This window comes from Streptomyces sp. NPDC037401 (assembly GCF_055602345.1).
Genome location: NZ_JBVJWO010000001.1, coordinates 337092 through 353629 on the forward strand (window position 1 = coordinate 337092; position 16538 = coordinate 353629).

Annotated in this window: 12 protein-coding genes; 5 read left to right on the plus strand and 7 right to left on the minus strand. The window is 72.1% G+C overall.

What is annotated here, in order from left to right:
• Positions 1–31: 31 nt before the first annotated feature.
• Positions 32–997 (minus strand): hypothetical protein, encoded by a 966-nt coding sequence (locus ACZ7H1_RS01455; RefSeq protein ID WP_470782720.1) that lies wholly within the window; start codon positions 995–997, stop codon positions 32–34.
• The gene (locus ACZ7H1_RS01460; protein ID WP_470782722.1) at positions 970–1272 is read right to left on the minus strand and encodes a hypothetical protein; all 303 of its coding nucleotides are present in this window, start codon (positions 1270–1272) and stop codon (positions 970–972) included. Before ACZ7H1_RS01460 ends, ACZ7H1_RS01455 begins: the two co-directional genes overlap by 28 nt.
• An 872-nt stretch (positions 1273–2144) precedes the next feature.
• Between ACZ7H1_RS01460 and ACZ7H1_RS01465 the strand changes: the two genes are divergently transcribed.
• The 3 genes from ACZ7H1_RS01465 to ACZ7H1_RS01475 all read left to right on the plus strand — a co-directional run bounded on the left by ACZ7H1_RS01465 (position 2145) and on the right by ACZ7H1_RS01475 (position 5067).
• Positions 2145–2654: a hypothetical protein gene (locus tag ACZ7H1_RS01465; RefSeq protein WP_470782724.1), complete on the plus strand. Its 510-nt coding sequence runs from the start codon at positions 2145–2147 to the stop codon at positions 2652–2654.
• A gap of 175 nt (positions 2655–2829) precedes the next feature.
• Positions 2830–4359 carry an FAD-dependent monooxygenase gene (locus ACZ7H1_RS01470; RefSeq protein ID WP_470782725.1) on the plus strand — a complete coding sequence of 510 codons (1530 nt, stop codon included), beginning with the start codon at positions 2830–2832 and terminating at the stop codon, positions 4357–4359.
• A 33-nt stretch (positions 4360–4392) separates the two neighbouring features.
• On the plus strand, positions 4393–5067 hold the full coding sequence (locus ACZ7H1_RS01475; protein ID WP_470782727.1) for an FMN-binding negative transcriptional regulator: 675 nt from the start codon (positions 4393–4395) through the stop codon (positions 5065–5067).
• A gap of 86 nt (positions 5068–5153) precedes the next feature.
• Here the strand turns inward: ACZ7H1_RS01475 and ACZ7H1_RS01480 are convergent, their stop codons facing one another.
• Positions 5154–5807: a TetR family transcriptional regulator gene (locus tag ACZ7H1_RS01480; protein WP_470782729.1), complete on the minus strand. Its 654-nt coding sequence runs from the start codon at positions 5805–5807 to the stop codon at positions 5154–5156.
• A 134-nt stretch (positions 5808–5941) separates the two neighbouring features.
• Between ACZ7H1_RS01480 and ACZ7H1_RS01485 the strand changes: the two genes are divergently transcribed.
• Complete coding sequence (locus ACZ7H1_RS01485) at positions 5942–7438, plus strand: MFS transporter (RefSeq protein WP_470782730.1); 1497 nt, start codon at positions 5942–5944, stop codon at positions 7436–7438.
• A 217-nt stretch (positions 7439–7655) separates the two neighbouring features.
• A complete protein-coding gene (locus tag ACZ7H1_RS01490; protein ID WP_470782731.1) occupies positions 7656–8891 on the plus strand; it encodes a cytochrome P450 family protein in 1236 nt (411 codons plus the stop codon).
• Here ACZ7H1_RS01490 and ACZ7H1_RS01495 read toward each other — a convergent pair.
• From ACZ7H1_RS01495 to ACZ7H1_RS01510, 4 genes are all read right to left on the minus strand, one after another.
• Entirely contained in the window at positions 8845–11676 is a 2832-nt protein-coding gene (locus ACZ7H1_RS01495; RefSeq protein WP_470782733.1) for a helix-turn-helix transcriptional regulator, read from the minus strand. The two genes, ACZ7H1_RS01490 and ACZ7H1_RS01495, sit on opposite strands and share 47 nt — an antisense overlap.
• Before the next feature lie 244 nt (positions 11677–11920).
• On the minus strand, positions 11921–14014 hold the full coding sequence (locus ACZ7H1_RS01500) for a HelD family protein (protein WP_470782735.1): 2094 nt from the start codon (positions 14012–14014) through the stop codon (positions 11921–11923).
• A 109-nt stretch (positions 14015–14123) separates the two neighbouring features.
• On the minus strand, positions 14124–15704 hold the full coding sequence (locus ACZ7H1_RS01505; RefSeq protein WP_470782737.1) for a prenyltransferase: 1581 nt from the start codon (positions 15702–15704) through the stop codon (positions 14124–14126).
• A complete protein-coding gene (locus tag ACZ7H1_RS01510; protein WP_470782738.1) occupies positions 15701–16531 on the minus strand; it encodes a glycoside hydrolase family 16 protein in 831 nt (276 codons plus the stop codon). Before ACZ7H1_RS01510 ends, ACZ7H1_RS01505 begins: the two co-directional genes overlap by 4 nt.
• Between the last annotated feature and the right edge of the window lie 7 nt (positions 16532–16538).

Here is a 16538-nt window from a genome sequence, read left to right on the forward strand (position 1 = left end):
AACCGATCAACGCGGCACGCCCTCTCCGTGGTCAGCGGCAGCTCGCCGCAGGGTCGTCGTGGACGATGGCGCAGACCATCTGCTCGCCGCGCCGGTGGTCGGGATAGGCCCTGAGCAGCTCGGCCTTGAAGTCGTTCCACTGACGGGAGGTCTCGGCCGTGGCCCCGGACACGGCGCTGCGGAAGTTGCCGCCGGTTCGCGAGCGCGGGGATGCGGCCGTGTCCTTGTTCAGGTCGCGGTTGTGGGCGACACGGCCGGCGCAGTCGTCGGCCCTGACGCCGGTGGAATCGAAGTCGGAGTAGCAGCCGGTCGTCAGGTCCGCGGGTATGCGGGCGCGCGCCTCCCGGGTCCAGTCGGCGTCGTTCATGGTGCTGTAGCGGCGGATGTCGAGGAACGGTGCGACGCCGGTGCGCGCGAGTCCGGGAGGGTTGGTCACGCCGACCGGACCGGGGGCCGCACGGTCGGCCCAGTTCGAGTGCGCGTAGAAGTCCTGGATCTGGTGCCAGCCGCGGCCGAGCTGTGCCAGGACTCCGCACTTGGCCCGGTCGGGCGCTTCGTCCCAGGTGCAGTGGGAGGACAGGTCGCTCTGGTCGGCCCGTACCCGTCCCTGTGCGTCGACGAGGCCGTCGGCCGCCCGGACCGCGTTGCGGAAGCGGGCGACGGACGTACGGATGCAGGCGAGGAGTTCGGTGGTGGCCTCGTCCCGGCTGCGCGGATAGCCCCGGGCGTGGCGGGGGGCGAGGTAGTCGGCGTTGTCGCAGTGCAGCGGGCCCATGAGGAAGTACCCGCCGTGGTCGTTGGCATTGACCGCCCCGTCGCGCGCACCGGCCATCTCGGACAGGGTGGCGGGCTCCCAGGGCAGCGCCTTCCGGGTGATGTCCTCGTGGTTGCCGCCGGTGAACGCCAGCGCGGGGTCGGGCGGCGCAGCGGCCAGGGCGATCACGATGCCGGCCGCGACGGTCGTTCGCGTCAGGCCGGGCAGCAGGCGGTGTGACACGCGAAGCTCCCGTCGTACGGGTCCCGGTGCCGCGGGGGTCGGGCCGCGGAACGGGGGCGGCTGTAGTCGGAGCACAGGGCCCGGATCACGAAGACCGCGACGGCGATCGAGATGACGGCCCACACGGGCGTGTTGATCACGCCGAGTACACCGTCCACGAGGAGGAGTACGCCGGCGAACACGGTCCCACCCGCCGCCCAGCCGCTGCGGCCGTCGTACGGCACGCCGCCGCGGGGGGCTCCGGTAGCAGGGGTGGGAGGCGATGTCTGTGCCACGAGGAGCTCCTTCATCGGGCGTGGCGCCGGAAACGAGCGCCAGCCCCAGCCTCCGTGGGTCGCCGGGGGTCGAACACCCGGGCGCGTCCGTTCGGGTGAACGGCGCTGACGCCCGCGGCTCTCGCCAGCGCCCGAGCAGAGCCGCGTAGGCCCGTTCGATGCCCTGAGCGCGGCCGGTCCCCAACTCGACGTAGGCGTGCCCGCCGGCAGCACACGCATCGCGCAGGGCGGCGCTCTGTTCCCGGACCCACGCGGCGGTTTTCCGGTAGGTGGCGTCGTCGGCTCCCTCGAGCCACTCCGGGGCGGCGCGCAGGTGCTCGGGGGTCAGTTCCGTGTTCCCGAGGAAGACGGAGGCCAGCGGTATCCCGAGGGCGGCGGCGGCCGTGGCCGCTGCCGGTGTCACGATGTCGCCCTCGACCACGTAGCCGTCCTCGGGGTCGGAGGCGTCGAGGGCCTCGGCGCAGGCACGGACGAACTCGATGAGGAACGGCTGGGCGAGCAGTGCCTTGTCCGGATGCGTACCGTGCCGCACACCGTGCTCGGGAGCAGCGCGCTGCAGCATCGACACCAGGGCGTCGGCCGGGCATCCCGGGAGGCCCTGCCGGTCCAGCAGCATCCACGCGAGGGTGCTCTTGCCCACGCGGGGCGGGCCGCCGATCAGGTAGATCACCCGGGGACCGTACCCCGGCCCCCCGCACCCGGCCGAGCGGTTTTCGGGACGTCCGGCGCGGCCCGGGGCGAGCGTGGCGACGGCGGTATCCGGCCTCCGTGGCGCGGGGCTTACCGAGCCGGTTGCGGAACTGACAGTTCCTCGATGAGGGCACCGCGGTGCGTGCGGAGCGTGACGCGGTACGGGACTTACGGTGGGTTTTGTGACGGAACATGCGGCGGACGCCATGGGCACGGAGACGGCCGCGGCCCAGCTCAAGGAGCGGCTCTACGCGACCATCACCATGATCTCCGTCGTCATCGGGCTCGCGGGCGGCAGCCACGTGGACCTTGTCGGAGCCGCGGCGACGGTCGTCACCGCCTCGGCGGGCCTCTGGCTGGCCGCGCTGGTCGCCGACCAGCAGGCCCATCGCGTGACGCACGGCGCCCTCGCCCGGGGGCGGGAACTGCGCACGATGCTCTTCGTCAGCAGCCCCCTGCTGCTCTCCGCGGTGGGCCCGCTCATCCTGATCGGCGTCTCGGCACTGGGCGCGATGGGACTGGAAACGGCCCTGCTCACGGCGGCCGGGGTCAACGTCGCCAGCTTGTTCGCCTGGGGTTGCTACGGCGGGCTCAGGATGGGCGGGGGAATGGTGTTCGCGCTGCTCGCAGGCGTGATCGACGCGGCGATCGGGACGGCGGTCGCGGTCGTCAAGGCCGGTGCCGGGCACTGACGCCCACCCGTACCGGGGTGCACCTGCCGGGGCACCCCTACGCACGGCCGTGTCCGCCACCGCCGAGATCAACCGGGCTCTAGGGGATCACTAAGGGTTAGCCGGGGGCCGAGGCGATCCATAGCGTGCAGCCCTGATCGCAACAACCCACCCATCGACGAAATGGCAGGGCTGAATGAAAAGCGTCAGCGTGCTGATCAGCGGAGCGGGGCCGACCGGCCTCACCCTCGCGCTCGAACTGGCTCGCCGCGGTGTCCCGGTGCGGATCATCGACAAGCACGAGAGCTTCACGACCGCCTCGCGCGGCAAGGCAGGGATCCAGCCCCGCACCCTGGAGGTCTTCCACGACCTCGGCGTCATCGAGAAGGTCCTGGCCTCGGGTACGCAGCGGCTTCCGTTCCGGCGCTACCGCCGTGACCGGCTGATCAACGAGACGATCCCGTACCTCGACAACGCCCCCACCCAGGGCGAGCCGTTCCGCAGGCTCCACTTCATGCCGCAGTCCCGCGTCGAGGAGATCCTCCGCGAGCGACTCGCCGAATTCGGCGTCTCGGTGGAACTGGGAACCGAGCTCATCGAGTTCGGCCAGAGCGACCCGGACCGGGTGACGGCCACGCTGGCCACCGCGGACGGCACCGAGCAGGTCGACGCGGCGTACCTGGCCGGGTGCGACGGCGGCCGCAGTCTGGTCCGAAAGTCGCTCGGCATCTCCTTCGAGGGTTTCACCGAGGGGGAGAAGCAGCTGATGGTCGGGGACGTCGAGGTCGAGGGGCTCGCCCCGGACGCCTGGTACCAGTGGCTGGACCTCGACCTCGGAGTGGTCATGCTGTGCCCGCTCAGCGGCACCCGGTCCTGGCAGATCCAGGCCACGCCGCCCGTCGACGGGAGCGGGCGGCCGCTGGAGCCCTCGGTCGAAGCCCTGCAGCAGGCGATCGACCGGGCCACCGGGATGCCGATCCGGGTGCGCAGTGCGAGCTGGCTGTCGACCTCGCGGATCAACGTGCGGATGGCCGACCGGCTCCGGGTGGGCCGTGCGTTCCTGGCCGGGGACGCCGCCCACGTGCACCCCGTCCTCGGCGCCCTGGGCGCCAACACCGGGGTCCAGGACGCCTACAACCTGGGCTGGAAACTCGCCCACGTGCTCGGCGGCGCCGCGCCGGAGCTGCTGGACACCTACGAGGAGGAACGGCTCCCCGTCGCGCGCTGGACCCTGGACACCAGCGTGGCGAGCACCAAGCGCGTGTTCGAGGAGATGACCGGCGGCACCGGCGGCGCCGAGGCCGGCCTCACGCAGGAGACCCTGCAGCTCGGGCTGGACTACCGGGACAGCTCGCTCAGCCGCGGTCTGTCCACCGGCAGCACGGGCGTCCGGGCCGGCGACCGCGCCCCGGATTCGGTCTGCCTCGACATGGCCGGCCAGCTCGTGCGGCTGTTCGACGCGTTCCGCGGACCGCACTTCACGCTGATCGGCTTCGGCGGCGGCTGCGCGGCCGCGCTGCGCGAGGTCGAGGCCGCGGGCCCGGAGGGGCTCGAGACGTACCTGCTGGGCGAGCTGCCGGCGGCGTACGGACTCGACGGAGACACGCTGGTCCTCGTACGCCCGGACGGGTACGTCGGGCTCACCGCGCCGGCGGGGGGCGGCGCGGCGGTGCTCGACTACCTCGGCTCGCTGCTCGGCGGCGCCGTGTCCGCGACCACGGCCTGACCCGGCCGACAACCGACGGAAAGGAGACATCCGATGGTGTACCGGCCTGACTATTTCCGGCCGCCGGACATCGACGCGCAGTGGGACCTCATCGAGGAGTACCCGCTGGGTCTGATGGCGCTGTCGGTGGAGGGCCGGCCCGCAGCCGTCCACATACCGTTCGTGCTCGACCGTCACGCCTGGCCCTACGGCAAGCTGCGGGGACACCTCTCGCGCGGCAACCCGATCTGCGAGGCGCTCGCGGGCAACGTCGAAGTGGTCGTGTCCTTCCTCGGTCCCAGCGCCTACATCTCGCCCGACCACTACGCCTCCCAGCCGCACTTCCCCACCTGGGCCTATGCGTCCGTGCAGGTCATGGGACGGCCGCGGCTGCTCGACGAGGTGCGGACGATGCGGCAGCTGGACGACCTGATCGAGGACCAGGAGTCCCGGCTCGCCCCGAAGCAGCCGTGGTCGCTGCCGCGCCGGGCGAGCGCGCTGTTCGACGAGTACTTCCGGCTGATCCAGGGCTTCGAGATACCGATCGGACGCATCGACGGCGTCTTCAAGCTCGGGCAGAACAAGTCCCCGGCGGACATGGAGTCCCAGGCGAGGGCGTTCCGGGAGCGGGGCACCGACAGCATGGACCGGCTGGCCGACTACATCGAGCGGCACAACCGCCTGGAGCGGCAGCAGCCCGGGCCCGGACCGGCCGGCCCGGCCGACTGACCCGCAGGCCGACGGACGCATGACGAAGGCGCCGCCTCCGAAGAGGCGGCGCCTTCGTCATGCGTCCGTCGGCCTGTATCCGTCCGTCACCCGGCCGGCCGCGAGCCGGCTTCCGCCAGGCCGCGGCGCAGCAGTGCGAAGGCGTGGTCGGCGTCGGCCACCGCTTCCGGGTAGACCGCGTCGGCGGTCCGGCCGCCGACGATGCGCTGCCAGTTCACCGATGCCAGGATGCGCTCGGTGGCGATCACCTGGCCGGCCAGCAGGGCTGCGGTGATCTCGCGGCGCTCCCCGTCGATCGCGTCGACCAGGGTTTCCGCCAGTGCCCCTTCGGCCCGGGCCAGGTACTGGCTGACCCGCGCCACGAGACTCGGAGTGGAGTAGACGAGCGTGTGGAAGGCCAGCACGCCCTCGTCGTCGTTGAGCCCGGTGATGGGGTCGCGTTCCGCGAGCCCCTCCAGGAAGTGCCGGTGCAGGGCGTCGACCGCGGACACCCCCGGAGGCCGCTGCGCCACCACGGTGCTGCTCACCGTCTGGTGATCGGCGAACCGGTGTACGACCAGGTCTTCCTTCGTGGGGAAGTACTTGAACAGCGTGGGCTTGGAGACCTCGGCCACTGCCGCGATGTCGACCACCGACACCTGATCGAACCCGTGCTCGAGGAAGAGAGTGATCGCCGCATCGGAGATCGTCTCTCGCGTCTTCTGCTTCTTGCGTTCCCGCAAACCCATGGGTGCTGACACGGTCCCACCGTAGCACATTGCTTACCAGGGCAATCAGATGACCGAGTACGGGAATTGACTTGGTTAAGAAATCTCGTCTAGTGTCCGCCGTCGGACGGCGAACCGCTCCCGAGGCGACGGAAGGACTACACGGCATGGCACAGGCAACACCCGCATCCACGGAGAGGTCGGTCCGCTACCGGTGGTGGGGCCTCGGAGTGATCGCCCTGGCCCAGCTCATGGTCATGCTGGACATGACCATCGTGAACATCGCGCTGCCCTGGGCCCAGGAAGACACCGGGATGTCCGACGTGAGCCGGCAGTGGGTGGTGACCGCCTACACCCTGGCCTTCGGCGCACTGCTGCTGCTCGGCGGCCGCATCGGTGACCTCGTCGGCCGTCGGCGCGCGTTCATCGTCGGCGCCGTCGGCTTCGCCGTCGCCTCGGTGGTGGGCGGAGCCGCACCCGACGCCGCGGCACTCGTCGGCGCCCGGGTCGCGCAGGGCGTGTTCGCCGCACTGCTCGTTCCCTCGACCCTGGCGATGCTCGCCACCACCTTCACCGAACCGCGCGAGCGCGCCAAGGCCTTCGGCGTCTTCAGCTCGGTGGCCAGCGCCGGCGGCGCGATCGGTCTGCTCGGCGGCGGGATCATCACCGAATACCTCGACTGGCGCTGGTGCTTCTACGTCAACGTGCCGATCGGCGTGGCCGTGGTGGCCGGAGCGTGGCTGCTGCTGCCGTCCATGCCCGCGAACCGCCAGCGGGTGGACATCCCCGGCGCGGTGCTCTCCGCCTGCGGCATGCTCGCCCTCGTGTACGCCTTCGACCAGGCGGCCACCCACAGCTGGACCTCGCCCCGGGTCCTCGGCTGCCTCGCGGCGGCCCTGGTCCTGCTCGCCGCATTCGGGTTCGTACAGGCCAAGGGGAAGGCCCCGCTGCTGCCCCTGCGGCTGGTGGCCGACCGCAACCGGATCGGAGCCAGCCTGACCATCGCCCTCGCCATGGTCAGCCTCTTCGGCCTGTTCCTCATCCTGACCTACCAGCTGCAGGTGGTCATGGAGTACTCGCCGCTGCGCACCGGACTGGCGATCCTTCCCGCGACGGTGGCGACGGTCCTCACCTCGACACAGATCGCCGCCCGGCTGGTGCCCCGCGTACCGCTTCGCATGCTGGTGGTCCCGGGCCTGCTCGTCGCCGTGGCCGGACTCCTCAACCTCGGCCGGCTCACCCCCGAGAGCTCGTACGCCTCGACGCTCATGCCCACCCAGATCCTGCTCGGGATCGGCGTCGGCCTGGTGATCTCCCCCTGCATCAGCGCCGCCACGTACCAGGTGCCCCCGCGCGAGGTGGGCGTGGTGTCGGCCTTCGTCAGCACCTCGCAGCAACTGGGCGGCTCCATCGGGACCGCGCTGCTCAATGCGATCGCCACCAGCGTCACGGCCGACCGTCTCGCGGGCGGCGGGCACGGCGAGAGGGCCGTGACCGAGGCGACCGTCCACGGCTACGCCGTCGCCAGCCTGTGGGCCGCCGGCATCACCGCGGCCGCCGCGGTCTTCGCCGGGCTGCTGATCACCATCGACCTGCGCAGGCCGCAACAGCCCACCGCCGAGAAGGCGCCGACCACGGAGAGCGACCTGGCGCCCAGCCGCTGACGCTGCTCCCGACCAGCGGCCGCCGGGTAAACCCCCGGCCCGGCGGTCGCTTCGGCCGCCCGCGGGACGGTGTCGGACACCTCCCCGCGGGCGGCCCCTAATCAGCCCCTACAGCCCCTCATTTCACCTCAGGCCACCGGTCCCCCGGGAGAGTCGTCCGTAGGCTGCACCGCGACCCGTGAACGGCCCCGGAGCCGTCATTTTCGAGGATGTGCCCATGGTTCAGAATTCCGCCCCGCTCGAACTCGACCACGCATTCATGCAGGATCCCCACGCGGTGTACGCCAGGCTGAACGAACACGGCAGGGCGCACCGGGTGATGATGCCGCCCGGCGTTCCCGTGTGCGGAGGGCTTCCGGTCTGGCTCATCACCGGATACGAGGAAGTGCGCGCGGCGCTCGCCGATCCGCGGCTGAGCACCGACCTCAACCGGACGGACCGGCTGTTCGCGCAGAACGAGCCGGACCGCAACAAGCGCGGCGCCTTCTCCTCCGCTCTCGCCACCCACATGCTGCATTCCGACCAGCCGGACCACACCCGGCTCCGGAAGCTCGTGAACAAGGCGTTCACCAGCCGCGCGATCGAGAAACTCCGGCCCGAAATCGATCAGATCATCGGCGAGCTGCTCGCCGGACTTCCCGGCGAAGACACGGTGGACCTGCTCGACTCGTTCGCCTTCCCGCTGCCGATCCGCGTCATCTGCCTGCTCCTGGGCGTGCCGATCGAGGAGCAGGACAACTTCAAGTCCTGGTCCAAGGCGCTGGTTTCCGGGGACTCGCCGGAGGCCACCGCCGCCGCCTCGACCGCGATGATCGAATACCTCGGCGAACTCATCGAGCGCAAGCGCCGCGTGCCCACCGAGGACGTCCTGGCCGCCCTGGTCGCCGCCCGCGACGTGGACGACCGGCTCACCGAGACCGAACTGGTCTCGATGGCCTTCCTGTTGTTCATCGGTGGTCACGAGACCACGGTCAACACCCTCGGCAACGGCCTGCTCCACCTGATGACCAACCTGGACCAGTGGGAGGCCCTGCGGGCGGACCGCTCCCTGCTCCCCGGCGCCGTGGAGGAGTTCCTCCGCCTGGAGAGCCCGCTGAAGCACGCCACGTTCCGCTGCGCCACCGAGCCCCTGCGCATCGGTGACGTGGAGATCCCCGCCGGCGACTTCGTGCTGCTGGCGCTCGCCTCCGCCAACCGCGACCCGGAGCGCTTCGGCGATCCGCACGCGCTCGACATCCGCAGGCCCACGGGCGGCCACGTGGCCTTCGGACACGGCATCCACTACTGCCTCGGGGCGCCGCTGGCGAGGATGGAAGCGCAGATGGCGTTCAACGCCCTGCTCGACACGTTCCCCGCCATGCGGCTCGCGGCGGACCCCGAGGACATGCGGTGGCGGACCAGCACCCTTATCCGCGGACTCCACTCACTGCCGGTGCTGCTGAACCGCCGATAGCGTCGAGCCCCTGGGGCAGGTCGTCACGGCGGGACAGGTTGAGTTTGCGCAGGACCCGTGTCATGTGCTGCTCGACCGTACTGACCGTGATGAACAGCCGGCGGGCGATCTCCCGGTTGGTGTGCCCGTCCGCGGCGAGGGCGGCGACCCGCAGCTCCGCCGCGGACAGCACCTCGCGGGCCTGGCCGTCGCCCTGGTGCCCGCCGGCGCACGCCTGCACCCCGGCCGCGCGCTCCGCATCGGGCAGCAGGTTCCGGCTCAGCGGCTCGGCGCGGCACTTCTTGGCCAGCCGGTAGGCCCGCCGGATGATGACCCGGGCCCGGTTGGACTGTCCGAGCACCTGGTACGCGCGCCCGAGATCGCCCAGGGCCCGGGCCAGCAGGAACTCGGATCCGGATTCCTGCAGTTCGTCCGTGGCCTGCTTCAGGAGCCGCAGGCGCCGGCGGGGCGCGGTCGTCGCGGCCAGCAGGCGCAGCGCCTCCCCGTGGATCCGCGGGTGCTTCTCGTGCGCGGACAGTTCGTCGTGCAGGTAGGGCAGGGCCAGGGCCGTCTCGCCCAGCCGGAGGTGGGTCTCGGCCACCCCGGTGCGCCAGGGGATGAGGGTGGTGTGCCCGACCCCCCAGCTCTCCAGGGCCCTCCCGCAGGCCAGGAAGTCGCCGAGGGCCGCCTGCAAGCGGCCCGTGGCCAGGTGGAACTGGCCCCGGGCATAGAGGTAGTGCTGGCCGAAGAGCGTCTGGAAGGCCGCCTCGGGCAGCGGCTGTCCCAGCCGGGCCTGCGCTTCCTCGTACCGGCCCATCGCGGTCAGGGCGTAGACCGAGCTCGCCAGGGGCAGGCCGATGCTCAGACCCCAGCCCCGCGAGGACATCAGGGAAAGGGCGCGGTCGCAGCGCTTCTCGGCCTCGTGCAGCCTGCCCTGCCTGACGAGGTTGGCGGCCTGGAACGAGGACAGGAGCGCGTCCCAGGTCGGGATGTTCCGCTCCCGGGCCGCCTCGAGCAGCGTGGTGGACCACGCGTCGACCTGGTCCGTGCGGTCCGCGTAGAACAGCGTCATCAGTGCGAGCGGGATGGTCTCCAGCGTCGGGTTCAAGCTGGATATCTGCAGGATGTGCCCGGCGCCGACCACGGCCGGCTCGGGCTCGCCGCCCCGCAGGACGGCGGAGAGCGCGGCCGCGGCGTGGAAGCGGGGCTGCGCAGCGATCGCCGCGGGAGCGAGCTCCCCGTCGACGTCGGGGGAGGAGTCCCCGAACATCCGCCGGTGGAAAGGCGGGCACAGGACGGACAGCCACAGCCGCAGCGTACGGATCTCGGCCGCGGCCTCCTCGCTCGGCTCGGCCGCCAGCTGCTCGTCGACCAGCCGCAGCACGTCCGCGGCCTCGTCCACGTAGCCGTGCCAGACCAGGTTCTTGACCAGGGACATCGCCCCCGAGGCCACCGTGAGGTGCCCGGCCTTGAGGGCGTCCTTGAGGTCCGGGAGCCGGCGCATGGCCTTGGACGGGTCGACCTGCCAGGCGGACACGGTGCGCTGGAACAGGATCGACGCCCGCAGCCGCCCGTCCGGACTGGTGGCGTGCGCCAGGTCGAACAGGCTCATCGCCTTCGGGAAATCATCGTCGGCGAGGGCTTCCGCGGCGGCTTCCTGGAGCAGTGGGGGAGCCCAGGACTCGTGAATACCACCGGCCGCCACGATGTGCTCGGCGACCGTGCTCGGGTCGGAGCCGTTGTCGTGGAGCAGGACGGCGGCCCGCCGGTGCAGGCCGGTCCGTTCCTCGGTGGACACCTCGCCGCACAGTACGGAGTGGACCCTCGGGTGGCGGAAGCCCATGCCGGTCAGCAGCCCGGCCTGGGTCAGTTCCTGGACCAGCGGGGCCGGCGCCTTCGTGCCGTTGCCCTCGAGCACGACCGCCAGGGCATCGGGCCCCAGCACGGCGAGGTTCCGTGCGAGGTCCGCCGCGGGTGCGCTGATCCGGTGCGCGCAGTCGACCACCGCGGAGTCGAAGGCCTCGCCGGCCACCGGCAGCGGCACGGCCACCCCGGAGCCCGGCGCCCCGGAGTCCAGGGCGGTGCGCGTGTCCTCGATCAGGGCCTGCAGCAGCAGGGGGCTGCCTCCGCTCGCCGCGTGGAACTCCCGGACCGCGGCGGCGCCTGCGGGGGCGCCCAGCTGCTCGGCGAGCAGCCGGCCCACGTCCCCGGGGGTCAGCGGGCCGACCCGCAGCTGGCGGAATCCCGGCTGCCGGGCGAACTCCGCGCGAGCGGCGGAATACGCGGGACAGGCCCGCGGACGGTCCGTGAAGACGCCCAGGACGCGCGAGGCGAACATGCGGCGGCCGAGATAGGCGAGGCAGCTCAGCGATTCGGCGTCCGCCTCGTGGATGTCGTCCACGGCCAGTACGACCGGACCCGCACCGGCCAATGCCAGCACCGCAGCGGTGAATTCCTCGGTGATCTGGTCGGGCGTTGCGGATGTGGCCGGTGTGAGTGCGGAAAGATTTCGAGTTCCGGCTTCGAGCCGTTCCTTCGTAAACCCCGCCGCACTGTTCGGATGGCTTGCCCGGTGGAGCAGTTGGTGCACGACTCCCCATGCGGTGCCGCGTTCCTCACGGGAACACGCCGCTCGCAGGACAAGCGCTCCGGAAACCGCGGAACGTTGCGCGAAGTGGTGGAGCAGAGTGGTCTTGCCGACGGCCGCAGGTCCGCTGAGCAGGGCGATCGATCCCTGTCCGCGGTCACTCTCGGCCAATAGATGGTTCAGTTCCGTGAGTTGTGTGTCCCGTCCGACGATGGACATCCTCGGGTTTGCTCCCTAAGTGGCTGCAGCTTCGGTATGTCTTCAGCCATCCTGAGCAACTCCGCAGATTTGGACAGCATTCCGTGACCAGCACCACAGGGACTTGGCGTGAGTGTGACGGTTTCTGCGAATGATTCGGCCAACCTGACAGTACGGGAATAAGTCGGCAGCGGCGGTGTGAAAACAAAATGCTGCCCGGGGTAAACACCCCGGGCAGCGGATAGCGTCGAACTCGTCCGTGCGGTCAGCCGGCAAGCGGCTCCGGCAGTGGACGCGTGTGCAGTACGTCGAGCCGGGACACCGCCCGGGTCACCACGACGTACAGCCGGTTCAGTCCGCGCGGCTCGGACTCGACGATCGCGGCCGGCTCCACCACGACGACGTGGTCGTACTCGAGACCCTTCACGACCGTGGCGGGCAGTACCGTCACCCGCGCGGCCGTGCCGACGTCCTCGGCGGTCGCCGTCTCGATGCCGGCCTTCCGCAGTGCCGCCGACAGCCGGGCGACCTCCCCGTCGGCGGCGATGACGGCGATGGAACCCTCCCGCCCGAGGGCCTCCCGTACGACCGTCACGGCCTCTCCCGCGGTGTCCGCGACCCGGCGCACCGTCAGCTCGCCGTCGTGCCGCAGCGACCGGGCGGGCGGCACGTCCGCGTCGAGCGCCGTCACCAGCTGGTTGGCCAGCTCCATGACGGCGGCCGGCACACGGAATCCGGTGGTCAGCGGGACGAGCGTGGCCTGCGTCTTGCCCAGGTGCCCCAGCTGCTGCTGCCAGGTGCGGGCCGCCCAGGGCGCGGTGGCCTGGGCCAGGTCGCCCAGCACCGTGATCGAGCCGAAGGCGCTGCGCCGGGCGATGGCCCGGCACTGCATCGGCGACAGGTCCTGGGCCTCGTCCACGACCACGTGCCCGTAGCCCTCGGGGCGTTCGACGAGCCCCGCGACCTCGTCGAGGAGCAGCATGTCCTCGGCCGACCACCGGGCGCTCTTCTCCGACCGCGGCGGCTTGGCCCACAGCAGTACGGCCTGCTCGTCCGCGTCGAACACGTCCTCGGCCGCGGCGGCCAGCGTCGCGGCATCGCTCAGCAGCGAGGCCACCACCTCCTCCGGGCGAGCCACCGGCCACGCCGCTTCGAGGAGGGCGGCGACCGGCTTCGCGCGGCCGATCTTCCGGGCCCACGTGACGCTCTTCGGGCCGGCCCGCCGCTCGGCCTGCTGCTGGATCAGCGTCACCACACGGGTGCGCACGTGCTCCCGCCCGACCGAGTACGGCACTCCCTGCGCCCGTACGTCGTCGATGACCTGCGCGAGGTCCGAGGAATCGACCCGCCAGCGGTAGGAGCCGTCGGTGACCGCGATGGATTCCTCGGGGTAGCGGACCCGGGCGTACAGGGCCCGCTCCAGCACGACGGCCATGCGGTCGCTGTGCTTGAGGGCGGCCACGTCCTCCGGGTCGGTCTGCTGCACCGGGTGCCGGGCGACCACGTCCTCGACGGTGAGCTGCGCGATGTCGATCTCGCCGAGCGAGGGCAGCACCTCGGAGATGTAGCGCAGGAAGGTGCGGTTCGGGCCGATGATCAGCAGACCGCTGCGTTGCAGGCGCTCGGGGAAGGTGTAGAGGAGGTATGCGGCGCGGTGCAGGCCGACGGCGGTCTTTCCGCTGCCCGGCGCGCCCTGGACGCACACCGATTCGTTCAGTTCGCTGCGGACCAGGTCGTCCTGTTCCGGCTGGATGGTGGCGACGATGTCGCGCATGGGGCCGAGGCGGGGGCGCTCGATCTCGGCGGCGACGATGGCGCTCGCCGCGTCGGGCGCGTCGGCCTCGGCGGAGTGGTCGAGGCGCTCGTCCTCGAGCCCGGTGAGGTCCTCCGGAGCGCCGTGGCTCCACGGGGCCCAGCCGAAGCGGCGCCGGACCGAGACCCCCCGCGGATCGAGGGCGCTGGCCTGGTAGTAGGTCCGGGAGACCGGGGCGCGCCAGTCGATCACCAGGGGCGGGGCTGCCGGGTGTTCCGAGACCCGGCGGCGGCCGACGTAGTACCGCTGGCGGCGGTGGTCGCCCGCGGCCTCCGTGTCCTCGAAGTCGAGGCGGCCGAAGAACAGCGGGCTGTCGGGCTCCTCCGCCATCTGCCTGGCCCGGGTGCGCAGGTACCGTCCGAGGGCCTCCGCGCTCGCGCCGTCGCCCGAAACGTCCTCGCCCGCGATGACCTGGTGGCCCGCGTCGTCCACCTGGCGCGTCATCGCCTCGCGGCACACGGCCACGTACGCACGCTCCGTGGCGAGCTCGTCGCCGAGGCCGGCGGCCTCCCGGGTGGCGTCCCTCTCCTGGACGTGTGGCGTCATCGATCGAGACCTTTCCGCAGTGACGGTCGTGCGCCGCCGTCCGGCAGGCCGGACGGCGGTTCTCCGTCACAGCATAACTGAACCGAGTTAATAGACTGGCCGGGTTGCGTTATTCGCCGCCCGCGGCCGGGACCCCGGCCGGTGCCCGCCGGGCCGCCGACAGCGCACCCAGCACCGCCGCGCGCACCAGGTGGGAAGGGGCGTAGAGCTCCTTGCCGATCCACAACGGGGGGTGGGGTTCCGCATCCGGCCCGTGCTGCAGCAGGAAGGACACGCCCCGGTCCACCGCGGCCCCAGCCTCGCCGGGCCGCGCGTCCGCGCCGCCGGTGAGGCCCAGCAGCGTCAGCACGGCGTAGGCGGTCTCCTCCGCGGTGCCCTCCCAACGGCCCCACGAGCCGTCGCCGCGCTGCTCGCGCAGCAGCCGGCCGACGGCCTTGCGCAGGGTCTGCTCCGACCCGGGTCCCGCGTACCGGTGCAGGGCCAGGGCGCAGCGCATCGTCGCGAAGTACGGCGACGCGTGCCATTTGTCGGACCAGCTGCCGTCCGGAAGCTGACGGTCCCGCAGCCAGGCCGCGATCCGCGCGACGGCGTCGCGGTACCGGCCGGCGCCGTCCCCGTGGTCCCCGGCGGCGTCCAGATGGCAGCCCAGGGCCTCCAGGACGTGCGCGTTCGTGGTCGTGGAGGGCTGGTGCTCGGGGATCGTGGACATGAAGTGGCTGCCCGCGTCGTACTGCCACAGGTATTCCGGCTCCTGCGGGGCCCCGAGCCGTGCCAGGGCGGTCAGGACGATCGCGGTGGTCTCCGCCTCGTACGCGAAGCCCGGCGCGGTCGGGGCGCCCGACTGCCCGACGCGGTCCGGCAGTTCCTCGAGCAGCGGAGCGAGCAGCTCCCGGTCCACCCCGGCACCGGCCAGGGTCCCGGCGATCCACGCCCGCTCGTAGTACACGATCGACGTCATGGCCGGCACCGCGCCGGCTCCCCGTTCCTGAATCTCCCGAAGGAAGCGGACGGACGGGTTCCCGGGCTCGGCCGGCTCCCGCGGCCCGAGCCAGGCCGCCGTCGCCGCGGCGGAGCAGCCGACCACGCCGCCGACCGGCTCCATCTCCGCCGCACCCACGGCCGCGGGGCCCACGATCTCCAGATAGTGCCCGGCGAGCGGATTGCGCCACGCGCCGCTGCGCAGCCCGCGCAGCGCCTCGTCGGTCATGCCGTGCGGCAGCGGCAGCGGCCCGGCCGGACCCTCCGGGAGCACGGCGAGGCGGGCGTTGACGTCCTCGACCAGGGCGGGGATCAGCATGAAGAAGACGACGGTGGGCGGCACCGGGTCGTGCGCGGTCCGGGCGAGCTGCCCGGCCGCGGACGCCAGCCCCCGCCGTGCGGCCTCGGTGAGCACCGCCCGGGGCGGCGCGGAGGGGCCCTGCTCCCGCCCCAGGACCGCGAGCAGGGCCTCCGTCGCGCTCAGCGTCGGTACGAGGGCGTAGCCACCGGGCCCGCCCCAGCTCCCGTCGGAGCCCTGCCCGTCGAGGAGGAAACGGATCCTGGCCGCGTCCCCGTCCAGCCAGGGCGCCAGCGCCACCAGCCGGGCCGTCTCGTACACCGACGGACCCAGCGCACCGGTCGGATCGTCCAGCACCCGGTCGACCAGGCCGGTGACGAGGGCGTCGAGGTCACGGCCGATCGGCTCGCTCACGCCGGGAACTCCTCGGAGACGGTGATGCTGTCCACGAGGAGCGACGAGGGCAGCGAGGCCGGGTCGGGATCACCCGGCAGGACCGGGCCGCCCGGGCTGCCGATGATGATCGCCAGGCACAGGTAGACGGGCTGGTTGAAGAGCCACCCCTCGGGCGTGGTGTCCTCGGGAGTCAGCCGCAGGTACTCGCGGCCGTCCAGGTACCAGGTGATCGAGTCGGGGTCGCGGCGCCAGACCGCCGAGTACGTGTGGAAGTCCGCACTCAGCGGACGGCCGTCCTCGGTGGTGGTGCGCGCGCCCATGCCCAGGGACGGGATCTGATGGCATTCGGGGGAGTGGACGGCGCCCCACACCGCGTCGGGTTCGGAACCGAGCGCCTCCAGGACGTCGATCTCTCCCGCGCGGTACCACGCCTTCACCGGATCCTCGTCCCCGCGGCGGCGCAGCTGCGTCCCCCAGGCCCACAGCGCGCAGTCCAGCCCCGGCCCCGCCGCGGTCCTGATGCGGGCGTCGATGCGCAGCGCCCCTCCGGACGGCGGCAGGAAGTCCTCGCGCCGGGTCTCGATCCAGGCGGCCCGGTACTGCCCCTGCTCGTGGGTCGCGGTGATCCGCAGGTGCCCGGTGCCGTTGAGGCTGATGTTCCCCGCGTCGTCCGAGTGGACCTCGATGCCCGCCCCGAAGGGCTGTCCGGTGACGACCTGCCAGCGCTCCGGGTCGGGAAGGGCTCCGGCGGGGCCCTCGAACGTGTCCTGCCACAGGACGCGCCGCGACGGCGGTGCGCCCACGGCGGAGGAAGCGGTGTCGACGTGCTGGTTCACGGTCTCCATGTCTTTC

Bases quoted from the DNA above. Each gene is read 5' to 3' on its own strand.
- ACZ7H1_RS01510 (WP_470782738.1), bottom strand. From the start codon at position 16,531: ATGGAGACCGTGAACCAGCACGTCGACACCGCTTCCTCCGCCGTGGGC.
- ACZ7H1_RS01495 (WP_470782733.1), bottom strand. From the start codon at position 11,676: ATGTCCATCGTCGGACGGGACACACAACTCACGGAACTGAACCATCTA.
- ACZ7H1_RS01500 (WP_470782735.1), bottom strand. From the start codon at position 14,014: ATGACGCCACACGTCCAGGAGAGGGACGCCACCCGGGAGGCCGCCGGC.
- ACZ7H1_RS01475 (WP_470782727.1), top strand. From the start codon at position 4,393: ATGGTGTACCGGCCTGACTATTTCCGGCCGCCGGACATCGACGCGCAG.
- ACZ7H1_RS01470 (WP_470782725.1), top strand. From the start codon at position 2,830: ATGAAAAGCGTCAGCGTGCTGATCAGCGGAGCGGGGCCGACCGGCCTC.
- ACZ7H1_RS01485 (WP_470782730.1), top strand. From the start codon at position 5,942: ATGGCACAGGCAACACCCGCATCCACGGAGAGGTCGGTCCGCTACCGG.
- ACZ7H1_RS01490 (WP_470782731.1), top strand. From the start codon at position 7,656: ATGGTTCAGAATTCCGCCCCGCTCGAACTCGACCACGCATTCATGCAG.